Here is a 13,797-nt window from a genome sequence, read left to right on the forward strand (position 1 = left end):
CGTGTGGTTTATTTGTTTCGCACGTCTACGTGCTCAACCGACTGAAGTCACTAATAAAAAAAGACCTGGAAATCTTAATTGATTTCCAGGTCTTTTTTTAACTTATCTTAGTTAGCTACGACTTCTTCACCTTTGTAGCTGCCACACTCTTTACATACGCGGTGTGCTAATTTAGCCTCACCACAGTTTGGACATTCTACCATACCTGGCATTGAAATTCTCATGTGTGAACGGCGTTTATTTTTACGTGTTTTAGAAGTTCTTCTTTTAGGTACTGCCATTATTATTCCTCCTCATCGTTCAGCTTTAAAGCTTCTAGTTTTTGTAATCTCGGATCAACTGCAGGTTTTTCACTGTCAGCCTCCGCTTCCTCTAGTACTGTCCAACCACTTGCGCCTGATGACCCGGGTAGTTCATCACTCTCAGTATAAACTGTCGGTAAATTGACGATAATTAATTCTCTAACAATCGGTTCTAAGTCAATCGTATGATCGACTGCGTGTAGATTGTCATCTTCAATTTCCTCATCATCAAGGTTCTCATCGAACACTTCAACGGATTGTACTTCAAGCGGGTAATCTACTACTTTACCAGTCCGACTGTCGATCATCTTAACAGTGGCAGATATAAGTAAATCAACGTTTATACGTTGAGTCCCTATAAGCATACTAGCAGATACATTTATATCTTCAATCGCTAATATGTCTTCTCGATCATACAACTTGTCTATTTGGACAGTTTCATTAAAAGTGAATTTGTCATTGGTATACTTTCTTAACTGGGAAAGTGACCATTTCATATAATTCCACCTCTTATGAGCACAACAGATATTGTACAATTATAAAGAAAAAGTGTCAAGTTTATTTCTTAACAAATCACTATTAAATGCTCAATATTTTGGTACACTAAGTATAACATTTTCCGGGGGGTTTTGTATGCGAATTTTAGCATTAATTACAGAATATAATCCATTTCATAATGGTCACATTTATCATATAGAAAGTGCCAAGGCACTCGTAAATCCTGATGTAACTATTGCGATAATGTCAGGAAATTTCACTCAGCGAGGTGAGCTAGCAATTACAGATAAGTTCACCCGTACTAAAGCATGTTTAAAACATGTAGACCTCGTCTGTGAGCTACCATTTTTAAATGCGGTAAGTTTTGCCGATGATTTTGCCAGAGGTGGTGTTCATATAGCCGGTTTGATGGGCGCTACAGATTTGGTGTTTGGCAGTGAGTCAGGTGACATCATCGGCTTGAGTAAAGCTGCTAAAGAATCTAACGATTTAAGTGAGTCTGAAGCATTCCATGACTTATTAAGAGCTGGTAAAAGCTATCCGAGGGCTATGGATGAATTAAGTCAGTCAGATTTTCTATCCTCACCGAATAATACTTTGGGGATCGCTTATATTAAAACGGTAGAAGAAATGGGCTTAAAAATTAAAGTTGATACGACAAAGAGAACCGGAAATCATTATAGTGATCAAGAACTATCAAATCAGGCTTTTTCTAGTGCCACAAGTATAAGACGCACATTATTTAATCATGATATCGACGATGCTAAACAATTTATGCCTTCAGCTTTAGTTGATGAAATAATGTCTAGTCACCTCGCATCAAACGAAGATGTATTTACAACGTTAAAAACAATCATTTTAACTAAAAGTTTAAGTGAGCTCAGAGAAATTTACATGATGACAGAGGGCTTAGAATATCGACTTAAGGATAAGATTAAAACATCACATAGCTACAGTGATTTCATCAGTCAAGTAAAAACGAAGCGATATACATGGACTCGCCTAAGTAGATTAATGATCGCTATCCTCATGAATATTACAAACAAAATAATGGAAGAACATCGGTTATCTAACAGTGTCCGTGTGCTTGGTATGAATAAGACCGGTCAAGCCCATTTAAAATTGTTAGATGAAGTTGAAATCATTACCAACGTAAATAAAAACAACCGTAGCTTAGTATCACATGAAGTGACAGCTACGGAAGTATATAACACTTTTACAGGTGGTACTAAAAATGATTTCAATACACCTGTAATTATTGAGTCTTGAACTTTTCTTTTAAGGCATCTTCAATTAACGGCGGTACAATGTCTTCGACTTTGCCGCCGTATTTTGCAACTTCTTTGACAATAGATGAGGATATGAATGAATAGTTATTATTTGTCATTATATACATCGTTTCGATTTTACTATCTAATTTTCTATTCATACTGGTCAACTGCATCTCATACTCAAAGTCACTGACAGCTCTTAAACCTCTAATAATCGCATCTGCTTGAACTTGCTGACAGAATTCGATTAGCAGTCCATCAAACTGGATGACTTCAACATTATCAAGATGTTTTGTTACACCTTTAATTAGTTCGATACGTTCTGTCGGTGAGAATAGACCTTGTTTTGATGAATTCCTTAAAACTGATACATAGACTTTATCAAAAATTTTACATGCTCTTTCAATGATATCTAAATGCCCATATGTAATCGGGTCAAAACTACCAGGTACAACTGCAACTTTATTGCTCGCCATAATATCCTCCTAATGATTGTCCAATTCGAGTAATTGTACTTTTATGGTGCCGTAAGTGTGTGTTTTAATTTGTTTGAAGCCATCAATATTCACAGTTTCGTCAGCAGAAGTTTCAACGACAATTCTACCGTTGGGTTTGAGTAAACTTTCTGACTTAATTATCTCTAAGCTCTTATCCACTAATTTCTTTCTATATGGTGGATCTAGAAATATTAGATTAAAACTTTTCTCTCTTTTACTCATCGCCTTCAGTGCTCTTCTATAGTCATTTCTATATATTTCAATAGGTTCCTCAATACTATCGGTGTTTTCTCTGATTATACGAATTGCATCCTTTGCACCGTCTATAATCATTGCAGAGGTTCCTCCGCGGCTTATTGCTTCAATTGCTAGTGCACCAGTACCACCGAATAGGTCTAAAACATCTCCTTCTACTACTCCAAGCATACTAAAAATACTTTCTCTAACCTTGTCACTTGTTGGTCGTGTATCACTAGACTTAAGTGTGTTTATTTTTTTTGACTTATATTTACCGCTTATTATTCTCATCTGTCTGCCCTTTCAATTACTAGCCTACTCATATAAAATACTTGATAGGAGTTGATGATATGCAAAAATTTATAACGATGGGAGAAGGCTACCGTGAAATATTTGAGTTACATGCCCTCATCGAATATAATCACCAACGTGTAGAACATGCAGTATTTTGCTACAATGACAAATCACCTGCAAGTTTTTTACTCATTATGAAACCTGTAGAACAAAATGTGCAAGCAGTCTACACAATTTACAATGGCATCAAATATGAAGCAGGTGCAGGTAAAAAATATGAACTTATAAAATCATGGTGTGATGATAATAACATCAATGTGATTGAGATAAAAACACAATCACCTGAAGATTTCTATGAACAAGAACAATTTTATCAGTATTTAACTGGTCTATTGAGGCTCAATCATTTACTCTTACCGATGACTTAAATGACTCGATAATCTTTCTCTTCATAGTCTTCACTGCTGTATTCTCGGCTAATATTATGATATTCGGATGTTGTAATATCTGTAACAAATTTTAATTTACCGAGTTCGATTAGGGTGTTTTCAAGCTTATCTTCATTGACGTAAATTAAGGCGTATTTCTTATCTTTGTTAACATATATTAAATGTCCGTGTCGTTTCAATTGTCGAATGAATTTATTTTGTTTAAAATAAACATATATTCCGATACGTTTTACTATCATTGGCTGACCACCTATCTGAATCTTTATGGTTATAATAACACATTATACAAGAGTTTTTTAAATGAATATCTCATGGAGGTTATATCATGGCAAATTGCTTTAAGAAATTAATGACAGCTGCTGGTGTTGTAGCTGGGGTAACATTAGGAGTATGGGCAAGTACTAAATTGACTGCTGATGTGACAGTACGCGATATCAAACCATACTTCAAAAAACGTTCACCTTATGTCTTTGCACACCGAGGTGGTATGGGGTTAAGACCTGAACATACTAGACTCGCTTTTGATAAGGCATCAGAATTTAATGTCGAAGGTTTTGAAATAGACATTCGTCTGACTAAAGATGAAGAAATCGTTGTCTTCCACGATGCATATGTTGATAGAACATCTAATGGCGCTGGTAAAGTCAGCAATCTAACACTTGAAGACTTACGTGCTTTAGATTTCGGATATCATTTCACAGATGTCGAAGGCAACCACCCATACAGAAATCATGAGAAAGCAAAAATTGTAACATTGAAAGAACTCATCGAAGAATATCCTGACAAATTGATTAACCTAGATATTAAAGATGATCCAGAAACATATGCTGGTAGTTTGGTACCTAGCCTACTCTACCGATTAATTACGGAGCTTGGTGCAGAGGACCGTATTCTTGTGACAAGTTTCTATGATTCTCAAATTAAACAATTTAACTTATACGCAGACAATAAAATTGCTCTAGGAGCAGGTGTTGATCAAGTATCGAAAGCCTACTTCTTACAAAAACTAGGTTTTGGTCATATGTATACACCAAAAGCAGATACCTTCCAACTGCCAACTGAATATAATGGTATCCCACTAGATACTGAGAAATTCATTGAGTTTTTAACTAGTTTAAATATCGCTGTTGGTTTCTGGAATATTAACAAGATGGACAAGATGGATGAACTTATTCAAAAAGGTGCACATACTATTGTGACTGATTACCCAGATATTAGTTACCACTTAATGAAAGACAGATATTAAAAAGAGTGATCCCCGTGGAAAATAAATTCCACGGGGATCATTTATATATTTAGCTTGCACAACTACAATTTCCGCCGGTTGCACACCCACTATTAGAACTATTTGCGAAAAACGGATTGCTGCTGACAATATTTGCATGAGGACTTACAGCTTGCCCGATATGGAACAATACTTCATCAAGTAAAGATTGAAGTTGAAACTCTGCACGACGATATTCCATTACGATAGGGTTCATATCTAAATTCTTCTTAAATTGGTTAATTTCCCTACGCTTTGTACTAAAGTCAGGATGATATTTACCGAAGCGTTCCACTTCTTCAAAATCCTCTTTTAGGATGACAAAGTCTTTAATCATTTGTGAGACTTCACTGTCTGTCTCAAGAAGATTCTTATAGTAGCAATAATTATTATATTCCTCAGTGTCAGTGACCATTTCATTAAGAGAGTCGAGCAAATCCATTATTTCAAAATCTACCATTGTTTGCATTTAATCACCTCTCAAAAACTATTCTATCATACCGTTACATTTGTTACTATATTAGAAATACCATTTGCAAGTCCATAGGGAATAGATTAAAATTAGGGTAATGGAAAAATGATAGGGGGCAAAATGATGGTTTTTGAAAACTCAGGTATTGAAAAAGTAGTCATTCCACAGGGCTCACTGCAAGAAGTCATGAACCACAATGGTTGTGTACTCGGAGGCAGCTGGGACTATGAACGTATGACTTTCGACTATAAATATGAAATTCCTGAAGGAATTTATTACTTGCGTTTTCCTGGTTACGCAATTGATGGTGACGTTGGTGCGAACAATGCCACACTTCAATTAATGGATCCTTACATGGGTAAACATTACTATCCAACAGGTATCGAATACGGTAGTGATGAAGTATTCCCAGAGCGTATTGTTGAACATGCAATTAATAAAATCAGAACAATTTCTACTGAATTTACAGCACTTGCTGAAGCTTAATACTTTAATAACGGCACTTTTTCTAAATAACAAGGTGTCGTTATTTTTTTCTATGTATTCGCTCATATACATAAAAACAACGATGAATCTAAAAATAGATTCATCGTTGTTTTATATTAATGGAAGATAGCATCCCAAAGACCAGTAGTTTCTCCACCTGGGTATAAGATATATAAGATGACATAAACCATGACACCAGTTATGGCCGTAAAGAACCATATAGTCGCAGCTGTCATCCCCATTTTTCTATGGGTTTTTAATTTGTTTTTCTTACCAGTGAAGACTTGTATTCCACCTAGAATACCACCAATTGTAGCTAAGCAAATGTGACTGATTAAGAATGTCACATAATAAGGTTCTAATGATGCTGGTCCTCCAAATTGAGTGTTACCTAAAAAGATCGTCTTCGATACGTAAATAACGAAGAATGCTAAGGCTGACCAAGCTGCTATAGTCATGACTTTTTCATGTGTTTGGACATTGCCTTTTTTAATATGATAAACACCTACACCCATCAAAATCGCACTCAATATTATAAATGATGTACTAATTGTAGGTAGGATAAAATGTATATCCACTTAACTTCCTCCTAAACTCTGTGGCTATTGTATAGCTCTTTTTGTTGTTGTGCTTTAATGAGTGCCTGCTCAGTAATTTTGTCTTCATCTCTATGTTCATCTTTATACCACTTAGAGAAGATAAAACCTAGCATAACACCAAATATTATTTCCTGTAATACTTTCATAATAATTCCGCCAGTTTGTTGATCATTGAGTGGTGTTGAATTTGTGAAATATTCAGGTCCTGATATCATCCCTGATCCTGCAATGCTATCTAACACACCTGCTGGTACACATAACTCCATGGCACTTAACCAAGCTTCGCCTTCTGTAAACGTTGCATATAACGGTTCACTAGAGAAGATAATTAACGCACATGCTGGTGTAACAAAGGCACCTATACCAAATATATACAATAATTTAAACAAGCCACCCATGTGTGTTTCTTCAGGCTCTACCTTATTAAACATTGGGTAAAATGCCATTACTGCAGTTAAAAACATTATTGCGAGTACTAAAGTGTGTAAAGTCGCACTCATTTTTAAGTTATCCATAACCACTGGAAGATGGTAGATAGAAAATGCTGCAATAAGTAGCATCAATGAAAATAATGGTTTCTTTGCACCTAAACGTAATACAGGTCCAATAACTGGAAGACTCACTATATATTTTTGTAAGTACTCTGGTATTGAAAAGTATAGTAACGGTGCAATTAAAAATAGCACAAAGGCCATTTGAATCATGTGGAATGTAAATAATATATGACTCAGAATATCTACTGGTCCACCGTACATTAAGTATAAAAGAATCATGTTTACGACAAATAGTGACCCTTCTTTTGGAGTCAGTGGACGACCACCTTCAAAGTCTTTATACCACCTTACAGTAACAAGAAAATACACAACTGTAAGCATAATAACAAAGGCCATAAAGAATGGACTCCAGTTTGCCATGAAACCGAAAATCTTTATAGAAGTTATGTTCTCCATACATACCACCTCGAGTTTAACCTATATACCTAGTATAAATTCATTGACTTTATAAGACAAGGCGCTAAAAAGTAACAAAGTGACAAAGTAATGAATAAAAAAATGACCCCTGTTGGGGTCATTCTTTAGATTGGTTGTCCAATCCATACTATAAAAATAAATGTTACACAGAATGCTATTGCAAAGTACATACCAACTATCATAAATAATTTTACAAATTCATGCCCCTCATCCTTAATGTGCATAAAGTAGTAGAACTGTAAAATTACCTGAATGAATGCAAATAGAATTACAGATCCAGTTATGAAAGTTGCATTAAAGTCTAGAGCAACCATACCAAATGCCATAAATGTTAAGAAAATCATAAAGGCAAAGCCGGTAAGCTGTAAACGCATTTCTTTCGTTCTTTGACGTCGTATATTTCTAAGTTTAATATCGCTCATTGGTTTGTTATTTAGTTCAGCCATCTATAACACTCCTAACAAGTAAACAATTGTGAAGATGAATACCCACACAACATCGATGAAGTGCCAGTATAAGGCAGCAGTATTAACTTTAGCTGCTGTGTACACTGATAAACCTCGAGTCGCGTTACGGATAATTAAACTTGTAATCCATACTAGACCAATTATAACGTGGAAGCCATGTGTACCTATTAGAATATAAAAGGCACTACCAAAAGCACTAGATCTAAATGTGTGTCCTAAATGTACATATTCATAGAACTCATATATCTCTAAAGCTAAGAATCCTGCACCGAGTAATACTGTAATGGCTAACCATAATTGCATCTTAGTAAAGTTGTTATTACGCATATGATAGATTGCATATACACTTGTTAATGAAGATGTTAAAAGTAACATTGTCATAACAAAAGCAAGTTCTAGTTGGAAAAGATCAGCTGCCAGTAAGTGATCCTCACTTGGCACGCTATCTTTAAGTGCTAAGTACGTCGCAAATAGTGATGCGAATAGTACAGTTTCTCCACCAAGGAAAGTCCAAAATCCAACGAATTTATTCTTACCTTCTTGCGTTGCTGTCTCCGGGTGCTCAGGCCATTGTTCATTAGGTACATTATATTTCATTTCCGCCATTATTTTGCACCCCTTTCAAGCTCTTCAAGGTCTTTTAATACTTCTTCTTTCTTCACATAGTAACCAAGGTCATCTTTGAATGAACGTACAATCATTGATATTACGGTAATCGCTAAACCGATGATTAATACCCATACTGCCCAAGGTTTTTCTGGTAATCCTGATACTGCATCAATTGCCCAATCTTTACCTGCGGCAAAGTACAATGCACCAAATGATGCAATGAATAAACCAAGTGACATAATAAATGGAATGATTGAGTTGTTTGGCATATGGAAGTCGTCCAATGATTCAGCTGGAAGCATTTCTCCATTACCTTCTTTTTTCTCTAACCAGAATGCATCTAAACCACGAACAAGTGGAATCTGTGCAAAGTTGTAATACGGCACTGGAAGTGGTAATGACCACTCAAGTGTACGTCCGTCACCCCATGGGTCACGTCCAACCTTTTGGTTTTTGACAACTGTCATTACAATATTTATCAGTAAAATAATAACTGCTAGGGCCATCAATAAGGCACCCACTGTTGATGTCATGTTCGCTACATTATAACCTTGCCCGTCTAGGTATGTGAATACACGTCTTGGCATTCCCCATAGACCTAAGAAGTGTTGGATAAGGAATGTTAAGTGGAATCCAATGAAGAATAACCAGAACGTAACCTTACCAAGTTTTTCACTGAGCATTGTTGCAAACATCAATGGCCAGTAATAATGTAAGCCGGCGAGCAATGCGAATACTACCCCACCAACGATAACGTAGTGGAAGTGAGCAACGATGAAGTAAGAGTCATGGTACTGATAGTCAGCTGGCGCTACTGCCTGCATGACACCAGTTACCCCACCCATTACGAATGATGGAATAAACGCGAGTGCATACATCATTGGTGTTGTAAATTCAATACTACCGCCCCAAATAGTAAAGATCCAGTTGAATATCTTAATACCAGTCGGAACTGCAATTGCCATAGTAGCAAGTGCAAAAATAGCATTAGCTGTTGGCCCAAGGCCTACTGTAAACATGTGGTGAGCCCAAACCATGAACCCGAAGAAACCGATCAATACAGTAGCGAATACCATGGCAGAGTATCCAAACAATCTCTTACGTGCAAATGTTGCAAATATTTCAGAGAAAATACCGAATGCTGGAAGAATTAATATATAAACTTCCGGGTGACCGAAGATCCAGAATAAATGCTCCCAGATAATTGTGTTACCCCCAGCTTCTACGATGAAGAAGCTAGAACCAAACATACGGTCAAAGATTAATAAGAATAATCCAATTGTAAGCGGCGGGAATGCGAATACGATAAGAACAGATGCTACTAGTGTAGTCCATGTCATTAGTGGCATTCTCATGTATGTCATACCAGGCGCTCTCATTGTAATAATTGTTGTTACAAAGTTAATACCTGAAATTAAAGTACCTGCACCAGATACCTGTAGACCAAGTGCATAGAAATCAATACCATGTCCAGGTGATGATATAGAGAGTGACGCATAACTTGTCCACCCTGCATCAGGTGCACCACCTAAGAACCATGAAAGGTTTAGGAAGATACCACCAAAGATAAATAACCATACACCTAGAGCGTTTAGGAATGGGAATGCTACGTCACGAGCACCGATTTGCAGCGGCACTGTTGCATTCATAAATGCGAACAAGAGTGGCATCGCTGCTAGGAAAATCATCGTTGTACCGTGCATTGTAAGTACTTCGTTGAACAACCCTGCAGATAGAAAATCATTGTTTGGTACTGCAAGTTGCAAACGAATAAGCATTGCTTCAATACCACCGAGTGCGAAGAAAAATCCACCGGCAATCAAGTAAAGTATAGCAATTTTCTTATGGTCAACAGTAGTTAAGTATTCCCAAATTGTTGCCCAAAAACCAGTTTTTTTCGCTGTTGCTTCAGACATTACTAGTTACCCCCCTCTTCTGACTCTTCAGAAGCTTCTTCATCTGAAGTTTCTTCACCTTCAGCGTCTTCTTCTTCAGCAGGTTCTCTTAATGTAGAAACGTCTCCAGAACCTTCTTCAACATTCAGTTCCATCAAGTAAGATGCAACTGCTTCGATTTCATCATCAGATAATTCATATTGTCCTGTCATCTTGTTTCCTGGCTTGAATGATTCTGGATCAGAAATCCAAGCTTCAAGATTTTCTTGGTTGTGTTCTAAGAAACCAGCAATTAATTCACGGTCTCCAAAGTTAGTTAAGTTAGGACCCATTGCGCCAGATCCTGTTGGAGTAGTTGCGTGACAGCCCATACATGAGTTATTAAAGATTTCTTCACCACGTTGTGCGTCTTCAGAAGATGCTTGAACTGGCTCTTCAATTGCTTTCATGTCCGCTAACCACTGATCATACTCTTCTTCAGGTAATGCTTTAACCTTAAAGTCCATCAATGCGTGTGATGGTCCACATAATTCCGCACATTTACCATAGAATAATCGATCCGCATCTTGTGATGCTTCATCATCAAATACTAAGTAGAAACTATTGATCCCATCGATATTGGTATCCATCTTACCACCAGCAGCTGGCACCCAGAATGAGTGTTTTACGTCTGCACCTTGTAAGTTGAAGTAAACTTTCTTATCAGTAGGAACAACAAGTTCTTGTGATGTTACGACTTGCTCATTAGGATATTCAAATTCCCACCAGTATTGGTAAGCTCTTACGTTAATCACTGTTTCTTCCGCGTTAACGTTACCCTCGGCATCTGTGCTCGCTTCGGTATCTGCTTGTTTAAACACGAAATAAACTGTTGGAACAGCTAAGACAAGTAGTAACAGGATTGGTATAGAAGTCCAAATAATTTCTAAGGTATGATTACCTGAAACATCTTTCGGTTCGAAATCTTCACCTTTTTTACTTCTGCGACTCTTCAATACCGAAATAGTAAATAATACTGTTACAACAACAATAACTAAAATCATAATGATGATAGAAATTAACATCAAGTTGAACTGTTCTTGTCCAACTTCACCTGCAGGACGTAGTGTACTTAATTCATTTGTTCCACAACCTGCAAGGAAAAGTGTTAATACAGACGCTAATAATAGCCCTTTCCCTTTAAGAAAACTAAAGTTCATTGTGTTAGACCCCTCTTTCATTCATTTACTTTACTAAACATTCACAAGTAAGCCGGCTACGATAACCATGACAAAGAAAATCACAACGTAGTTGAGTGAAAAGACAAATATTCGCCCGGCATAGCGATTATAGTCTGTAATCTGTTTGAACTGGTTAACACCCAAATAGAACCAGACGAGATTTAATGCTGTTACTAATAGAACAAACCAAGTCCCCAGCTCAAACATCATTAGTGGTGTGAACAAAAGAAGTGTCACCCAGAAAATAATCGAGTGCTTAGTTCGATTATTTCCTTTTACAGAAGGGAGCATCGGTATACCTGCATGACTGTATTCTTCACTTCTCTTAATGGCAAGTGCATAGAAGTGAGGCATTTGCCAGATGAACATTACAATAAACATCGCAACCGCTAAAATATGTAGCTCTTGATCGAAAATCGCCCAGCCGATAAGCGGTGGCATTGCTCCAGGTATTGCTCCTATAACTGTGTTTGCCACAAGATGTCTCTTGGCAAAGATCGAGTACACAACTGCGTATCCGAAGGCTGCAATTAATCCGAGTACACCAGCAGCAGTATTAATGAAAAATAACATGACAAGCCCAATTGCTAACATAGAAAAGCCGATGATTAATATTTCCTTACCGGAAAAAGTGCCATCAATACTCGGTCTTTTACTCTTTGATTTCATTAGCACATCAATATCTCTGTCATAATAATTATTTAGGGCACAAACACCTCCGATGACCAGCGCTGTACCTACTAACATCAGCAGCATGACTGGAATTGCATCAAAAAATGAAATGTTATAATACATAACCGCTAAAAACCCTGCAGCAAAAGCTGGAATTAAATTCGCTTTGATTATGCCATCCTTGATGAGTGCTTTAATTGCCTTAAATTTTTTACTGCGTGCTGACTGATGTATCTCCTCTTGGTATACATCACTGTGCATCTATTCGCCCCCTTTCATTAACAAACACATTTATATTTAATAATAGATTATCCGGGACATATTTTCTATACATATTTGAAATAAAATTGTTACATTTTGCATTGTTCAAGAATTATTCATCAATATGTATGAATAAATGCCCTAAACTGTTTTATACTCAAATAGTATAAGTGTTTCCCTACACTATTAAATTTTACCACAGTTTACGGAATTGTTAAGGGTATTTCACAACTTTGCGGATTGCAAAGAGTGCAATTCTGATATATATTTAGTAACTGTACTAGAGACAGATACACGATTGTTTTGAGGTGTTTTATTTGTATAAAAATTTAAAAATTGTAGCCGTGATCACTACACTGATAATGGTCTTCGTTCAAATCGGAGGCGCACTGGTTACAAAAACAGGTTCAGAAGATGGCTGTGGTGAAACCTGGCCCTTGTGTCATGGTAAGCTTATCCCACGAGATTGGCCCATCGACACAATTATTGAACTTGCGCACCGTGGTGTCTCAGGTATAGCGATCATATTTCTGATATTACTTGCATACATGGCTTGGAAACAAATTGGTCATGTTAGAGAAGCTAAATTTCTTATCTACGTTTCTTTAAGCTTCATACTCATCCAATCTTTAATTGGTGCGGCAGCGGTAATTGGCATCTGGGAAGGAGACTTTGTCCTAGCAGCACACTTTGGTATATCATTAATATGTTTTTCAGCTGTCTTGTTATTAACCTTATTAATTTTCGAAACATCTTATGGTCATGAGGACCGTAAAATTTTTGTCAGACCATTCTTAAGATATAACACTATACTGATAACGATCTATATTTATTTTGTTATTTATAGCGGTGCACTTGTTAGACACACTGACTCATCATTAGCATGTACAGAATGGCCACATTGTATGCCAGGTCAAGTCATGCCAGGAAATTTTTACCAAGCCGTACAAATGGGACACAGGTTCCTCGTTGGAATTCTATTCATTTGGATGGTTATAATAGTCATCCATGTCCTAAGAAATTACAGTGATTCAAAAATCATCAGAAATGGTTGGCTTATCGCATTTACCTTACTGATTTTACAAGTCATTACAGGTATGCTTTCAGTCATCACTCATGTCAATATATTTATTGCCTTATTCCATGCCTTGTTTATCACCTTGTTATTTGGAGTATTATGTTACTTCATCATGTTACTATCAAGAAACAAGGGCTAGTATGGAATTAGTACAGGAATCTTATAATAAGATTCCTGTTTTTTTGTCACTAATTCTAAGTAAGTATCCACCCGTATAACGGGTGGCTTTTTTTCAGCCCTATAAGGGCTCATTCC

18 protein-coding genes are annotated in these 13,797 nt (G+C 36.7%); 5 read left to right on the plus strand and 13 right to left on the minus strand.

Annotated features, from left to right (window positions below):
* Nucleotides 1-107: 107 nt before the first annotated feature.
* Both rpmF and EYB29_RS11280 read right to left on the minus strand, forming a co-directional pair.
* On the minus strand, nucleotides 108-281 hold the full coding sequence (gene rpmF / locus EYB29_RS11275) for a 50S ribosomal protein L32 (protein WP_026867525.1): 174 nt from the start codon (nucleotides 279-281) through the stop codon (nucleotides 108-110).
* 2 nt (nucleotides 282-283) lie between these two features.
* Complete coding sequence (locus tag EYB29_RS11280; RefSeq protein ID WP_026867524.1) at nucleotides 284-799, minus strand: YceD family protein; 516 nt, start codon at nucleotides 797-799, stop codon at nucleotides 284-286.
* A 136-nt stretch (nucleotides 800-935) separates the two neighbouring features.
* Between EYB29_RS11280 and EYB29_RS11285 the strand changes: the two genes are divergently transcribed.
* Nucleotides 936-2,069, plus strand: coding sequence for a nucleotidyltransferase (locus tag EYB29_RS11285; protein ID WP_166627303.1), 1,134 nt, complete (start codon nucleotides 936-938; stop codon nucleotides 2,067-2,069).
* Here the strand turns inward: EYB29_RS11285 and coaD are convergent.
* Entirely contained in the window at nucleotides 2,056-2,547 is a 492-nt protein-coding gene (gene coaD, locus EYB29_RS11290) for a pantetheine-phosphate adenylyltransferase (protein WP_166627304.1), read from the minus strand. The two genes, EYB29_RS11285 and coaD, sit on opposite strands and share 14 nt — an antisense overlap.
* Nucleotides 2,548-2,556: 9 nt before the next feature.
* Nucleotides 2,557-3,096, minus strand: a complete 540-nt coding sequence (gene rsmD, locus EYB29_RS11295; protein ID WP_026867521.1) for a 16S rRNA (guanine(966)-N(2))-methyltransferase RsmD — start codon at nucleotides 3,094-3,096, stop codon at nucleotides 2,557-2,559.
* Between the two features lie 59 nt (nucleotides 3,097-3,155).
* On the opposite strand from rsmD, the gene EYB29_RS11300 reads away from it, so the two are divergent.
* A complete protein-coding gene (locus EYB29_RS11300) occupies nucleotides 3,156-3,527 on the plus strand; it encodes a DUF7147 family protein (protein WP_026867520.1) in 372 nt (123 codons plus the stop codon).
* Here the strand turns inward: EYB29_RS11300 and EYB29_RS11305 are convergent.
* Entirely contained in the window at nucleotides 3,524-3,787 is a 264-nt protein-coding gene (locus EYB29_RS11305) for a DUF2129 domain-containing protein (RefSeq protein ID WP_026867519.1), read from the minus strand. The genes EYB29_RS11300 and EYB29_RS11305 overlap by 4 nt on opposite strands.
* Before the next feature lie 86 nt (nucleotides 3,788-3,873).
* On the opposite strand from EYB29_RS11305, the gene EYB29_RS11310 reads away from it, so the two are divergent.
* Complete coding sequence (locus tag EYB29_RS11310) at nucleotides 3,874-4,794, plus strand: glycerophosphodiester phosphodiesterase family protein (protein ID WP_026867518.1); 921 nt, start codon at nucleotides 3,874-3,876, stop codon at nucleotides 4,792-4,794.
* A gap of 49 nt (nucleotides 4,795-4,843) precedes the next feature.
* Here EYB29_RS11310 and EYB29_RS11315 read toward each other — a convergent pair whose 3' ends face one another.
* Entirely contained in the window at nucleotides 4,844-5,281 is a 438-nt protein-coding gene (locus tag EYB29_RS11315; RefSeq protein WP_026867517.1) for a YlbF/YmcA family competence regulator, read from the minus strand.
* A 126-nt stretch (nucleotides 5,282-5,407) separates the two neighbouring features.
* Here EYB29_RS11315 and EYB29_RS11320 point away from each other — a divergent pair, with 126 nt between their 5' ends.
* Nucleotides 5,408-5,770: a YugN family protein gene (locus EYB29_RS11320; RefSeq protein ID WP_166627305.1), complete on the plus strand. Its 363-nt coding sequence runs from the start codon at nucleotides 5,408-5,410 to the stop codon at nucleotides 5,768-5,770.
* Nucleotides 5,771-5,886: 116 nt separating this feature from the next.
* Here the strand turns inward: EYB29_RS11320 and EYB29_RS11325 are convergent, their stop codons facing one another.
* From EYB29_RS11325 to cyoE, 7 genes are all read right to left on the minus strand, one after another.
* Entirely contained in the window at nucleotides 5,887-6,342 is a 456-nt protein-coding gene (locus EYB29_RS11325) for a DUF420 domain-containing protein (protein WP_035857326.1), read from the minus strand.
* Nucleotides 6,343-6,359: 17 nt separating this feature from the next.
* Nucleotides 6,360-7,319, minus strand: a complete 960-nt coding sequence (gene ctaG, locus EYB29_RS11330; protein WP_026867514.1) for a cytochrome c oxidase assembly factor CtaG — start codon at nucleotides 7,317-7,319, stop codon at nucleotides 6,360-6,362.
* 125 nt (nucleotides 7,320-7,444) lie between these two features.
* Nucleotides 7,445-7,786, minus strand: a complete 342-nt coding sequence (locus tag EYB29_RS11335; protein WP_026867513.1) for a cytochrome C oxidase subunit IV family protein — start codon at nucleotides 7,784-7,786, stop codon at nucleotides 7,445-7,447.
* Nucleotides 7,787-8,413 (minus strand): cytochrome (ubi)quinol oxidase subunit III, encoded by a 627-nt coding sequence (locus EYB29_RS11340; protein ID WP_026867512.1) that lies wholly within the window; start codon nucleotides 8,411-8,413, stop codon nucleotides 7,787-7,789.
* A complete protein-coding gene (locus tag EYB29_RS11345; RefSeq protein ID WP_166627306.1) occupies nucleotides 8,413-10,332 on the minus strand; it encodes a cytochrome c oxidase subunit I in 1,920 nt (639 codons plus the stop codon). The genes EYB29_RS11340 and EYB29_RS11345 overlap by 1 nt, the downstream gene beginning before the upstream one ends.
* Nucleotides 10,333-10,334: 2 nt before the next feature.
* Nucleotides 10,335-11,510 carry a cytochrome c oxidase subunit II gene (gene coxB / locus EYB29_RS11350; RefSeq protein WP_166627307.1) on the minus strand — a complete coding sequence of 392 codons (1,176 nt, stop codon included), beginning with the start codon at nucleotides 11,508-11,510 and terminating at the stop codon, nucleotides 10,335-10,337.
* Between the two features lie 33 nt (nucleotides 11,511-11,543).
* A complete protein-coding gene (cyoE, locus tag EYB29_RS11355; RefSeq protein WP_026867509.1) occupies nucleotides 11,544-12,464 on the minus strand; it encodes a heme o synthase in 921 nt (306 codons plus the stop codon).
* 362 nt (nucleotides 12,465-12,826) lie between these two features.
* Here cyoE and EYB29_RS11360 point away from each other — a divergent pair, with 362 nt between their 5' ends.
* Nucleotides 12,827-13,681, plus strand: coding sequence for a COX15/CtaA family protein (locus EYB29_RS11360; protein WP_051220584.1), 855 nt, complete (start codon nucleotides 12,827-12,829; stop codon nucleotides 13,679-13,681).
* Nucleotides 13,682-13,797: the final 116 nt, after the last annotated feature.

It is taken from the genome of Jeotgalicoccus sp. S0W5, assembly GCF_011634875.1.
GTDB lineage: Bacteria > Bacillota > Bacilli > Staphylococcales > Salinicoccaceae > Jeotgalicoccus > Jeotgalicoccus marinus.

Excerpts from the sequence above, each read along its gene's own strand:
- EYB29_RS11340 (WP_026867512.1), bottom strand. The coding sequence starts at position 8,413 with ATGGCGGAAATGAAATATAATGTACCTAATGAACAATGGCCTGAGCAC.
- EYB29_RS11335 (WP_026867513.1), bottom strand. The coding sequence starts at position 7,786 with ATGGCTGAACTAAATAACAAACCAATGAGCGATATTAAACTTAGAAAT.
- coxB (WP_166627307.1), bottom strand. The coding sequence starts at position 11,510 with ATGAACTTTAGTTTTCTTAAAGGGAAAGGGCTATTATTAGCGTCTGTA.
- cyoE (WP_026867509.1), bottom strand. The coding sequence starts at position 12,464 with ATGCACAGTGATGTATACCAAGAGGAGATACATCAGTCAGCACGCAGT.
- EYB29_RS11280 (WP_026867524.1), bottom strand. The coding sequence starts at position 799 with ATGAAATGGTCACTTTCCCAGTTAAGAAAGTATACCAATGACAAATTC.
- rpmF (WP_026867525.1), bottom strand. The coding sequence starts at position 281 with ATGGCAGTACCTAAAAGAAGAACTTCTAAAACACGTAAAAATAAACGC.
- EYB29_RS11285 (WP_166627303.1), top strand. The coding sequence starts at position 936 with ATGCGAATTTTAGCATTAATTACAGAATATAATCCATTTCATAATGGT.
- rsmD (WP_026867521.1), bottom strand. The coding sequence starts at position 3,096 with ATGAGAATAATAAGCGGTAAATATAAGTCAAAAAAAATAAACACACTT.
- EYB29_RS11300 (WP_026867520.1), top strand. The coding sequence starts at position 3,156 with ATGCAAAAATTTATAACGATGGGAGAAGGCTACCGTGAAATATTTGAG.
- EYB29_RS11360 (WP_051220584.1), top strand. The coding sequence starts at position 12,827 with ATGGTCTTCGTTCAAATCGGAGGCGCACTGGTTACAAAAACAGGTTCA.
- EYB29_RS11315 (WP_026867517.1), bottom strand. The coding sequence starts at position 5,281 with ATGCAAACAATGGTAGATTTTGAAATAATGGATTTGCTCGACTCTCTT.
- ctaG (WP_026867514.1), bottom strand. The coding sequence starts at position 7,319 with ATGGAGAACATAACTTCTATAAAGATTTTCGGTTTCATGGCAAACTGG.
- coaD (WP_166627304.1), bottom strand. The coding sequence starts at position 2,547 with ATGGCGAGCAATAAAGTTGCAGTTGTACCTGGTAGTTTTGACCCGATT.
- EYB29_RS11305 (WP_026867519.1), bottom strand. The coding sequence starts at position 3,787 with ATGATAGTAAAACGTATCGGAATATATGTTTATTTTAAACAAAATAAA.
- EYB29_RS11320 (WP_166627305.1), top strand. The coding sequence starts at position 5,408 with ATGGTTTTTGAAAACTCAGGTATTGAAAAAGTAGTCATTCCACAGGGC.
- EYB29_RS11345 (WP_166627306.1), bottom strand. The coding sequence starts at position 10,332 with ATGTCTGAAGCAACAGCGAAAAAAACTGGTTTTTGGGCAACAATTTGG.
- EYB29_RS11310 (WP_026867518.1), top strand. The coding sequence starts at position 3,874 with ATGGCAAATTGCTTTAAGAAATTAATGACAGCTGCTGGTGTTGTAGCT.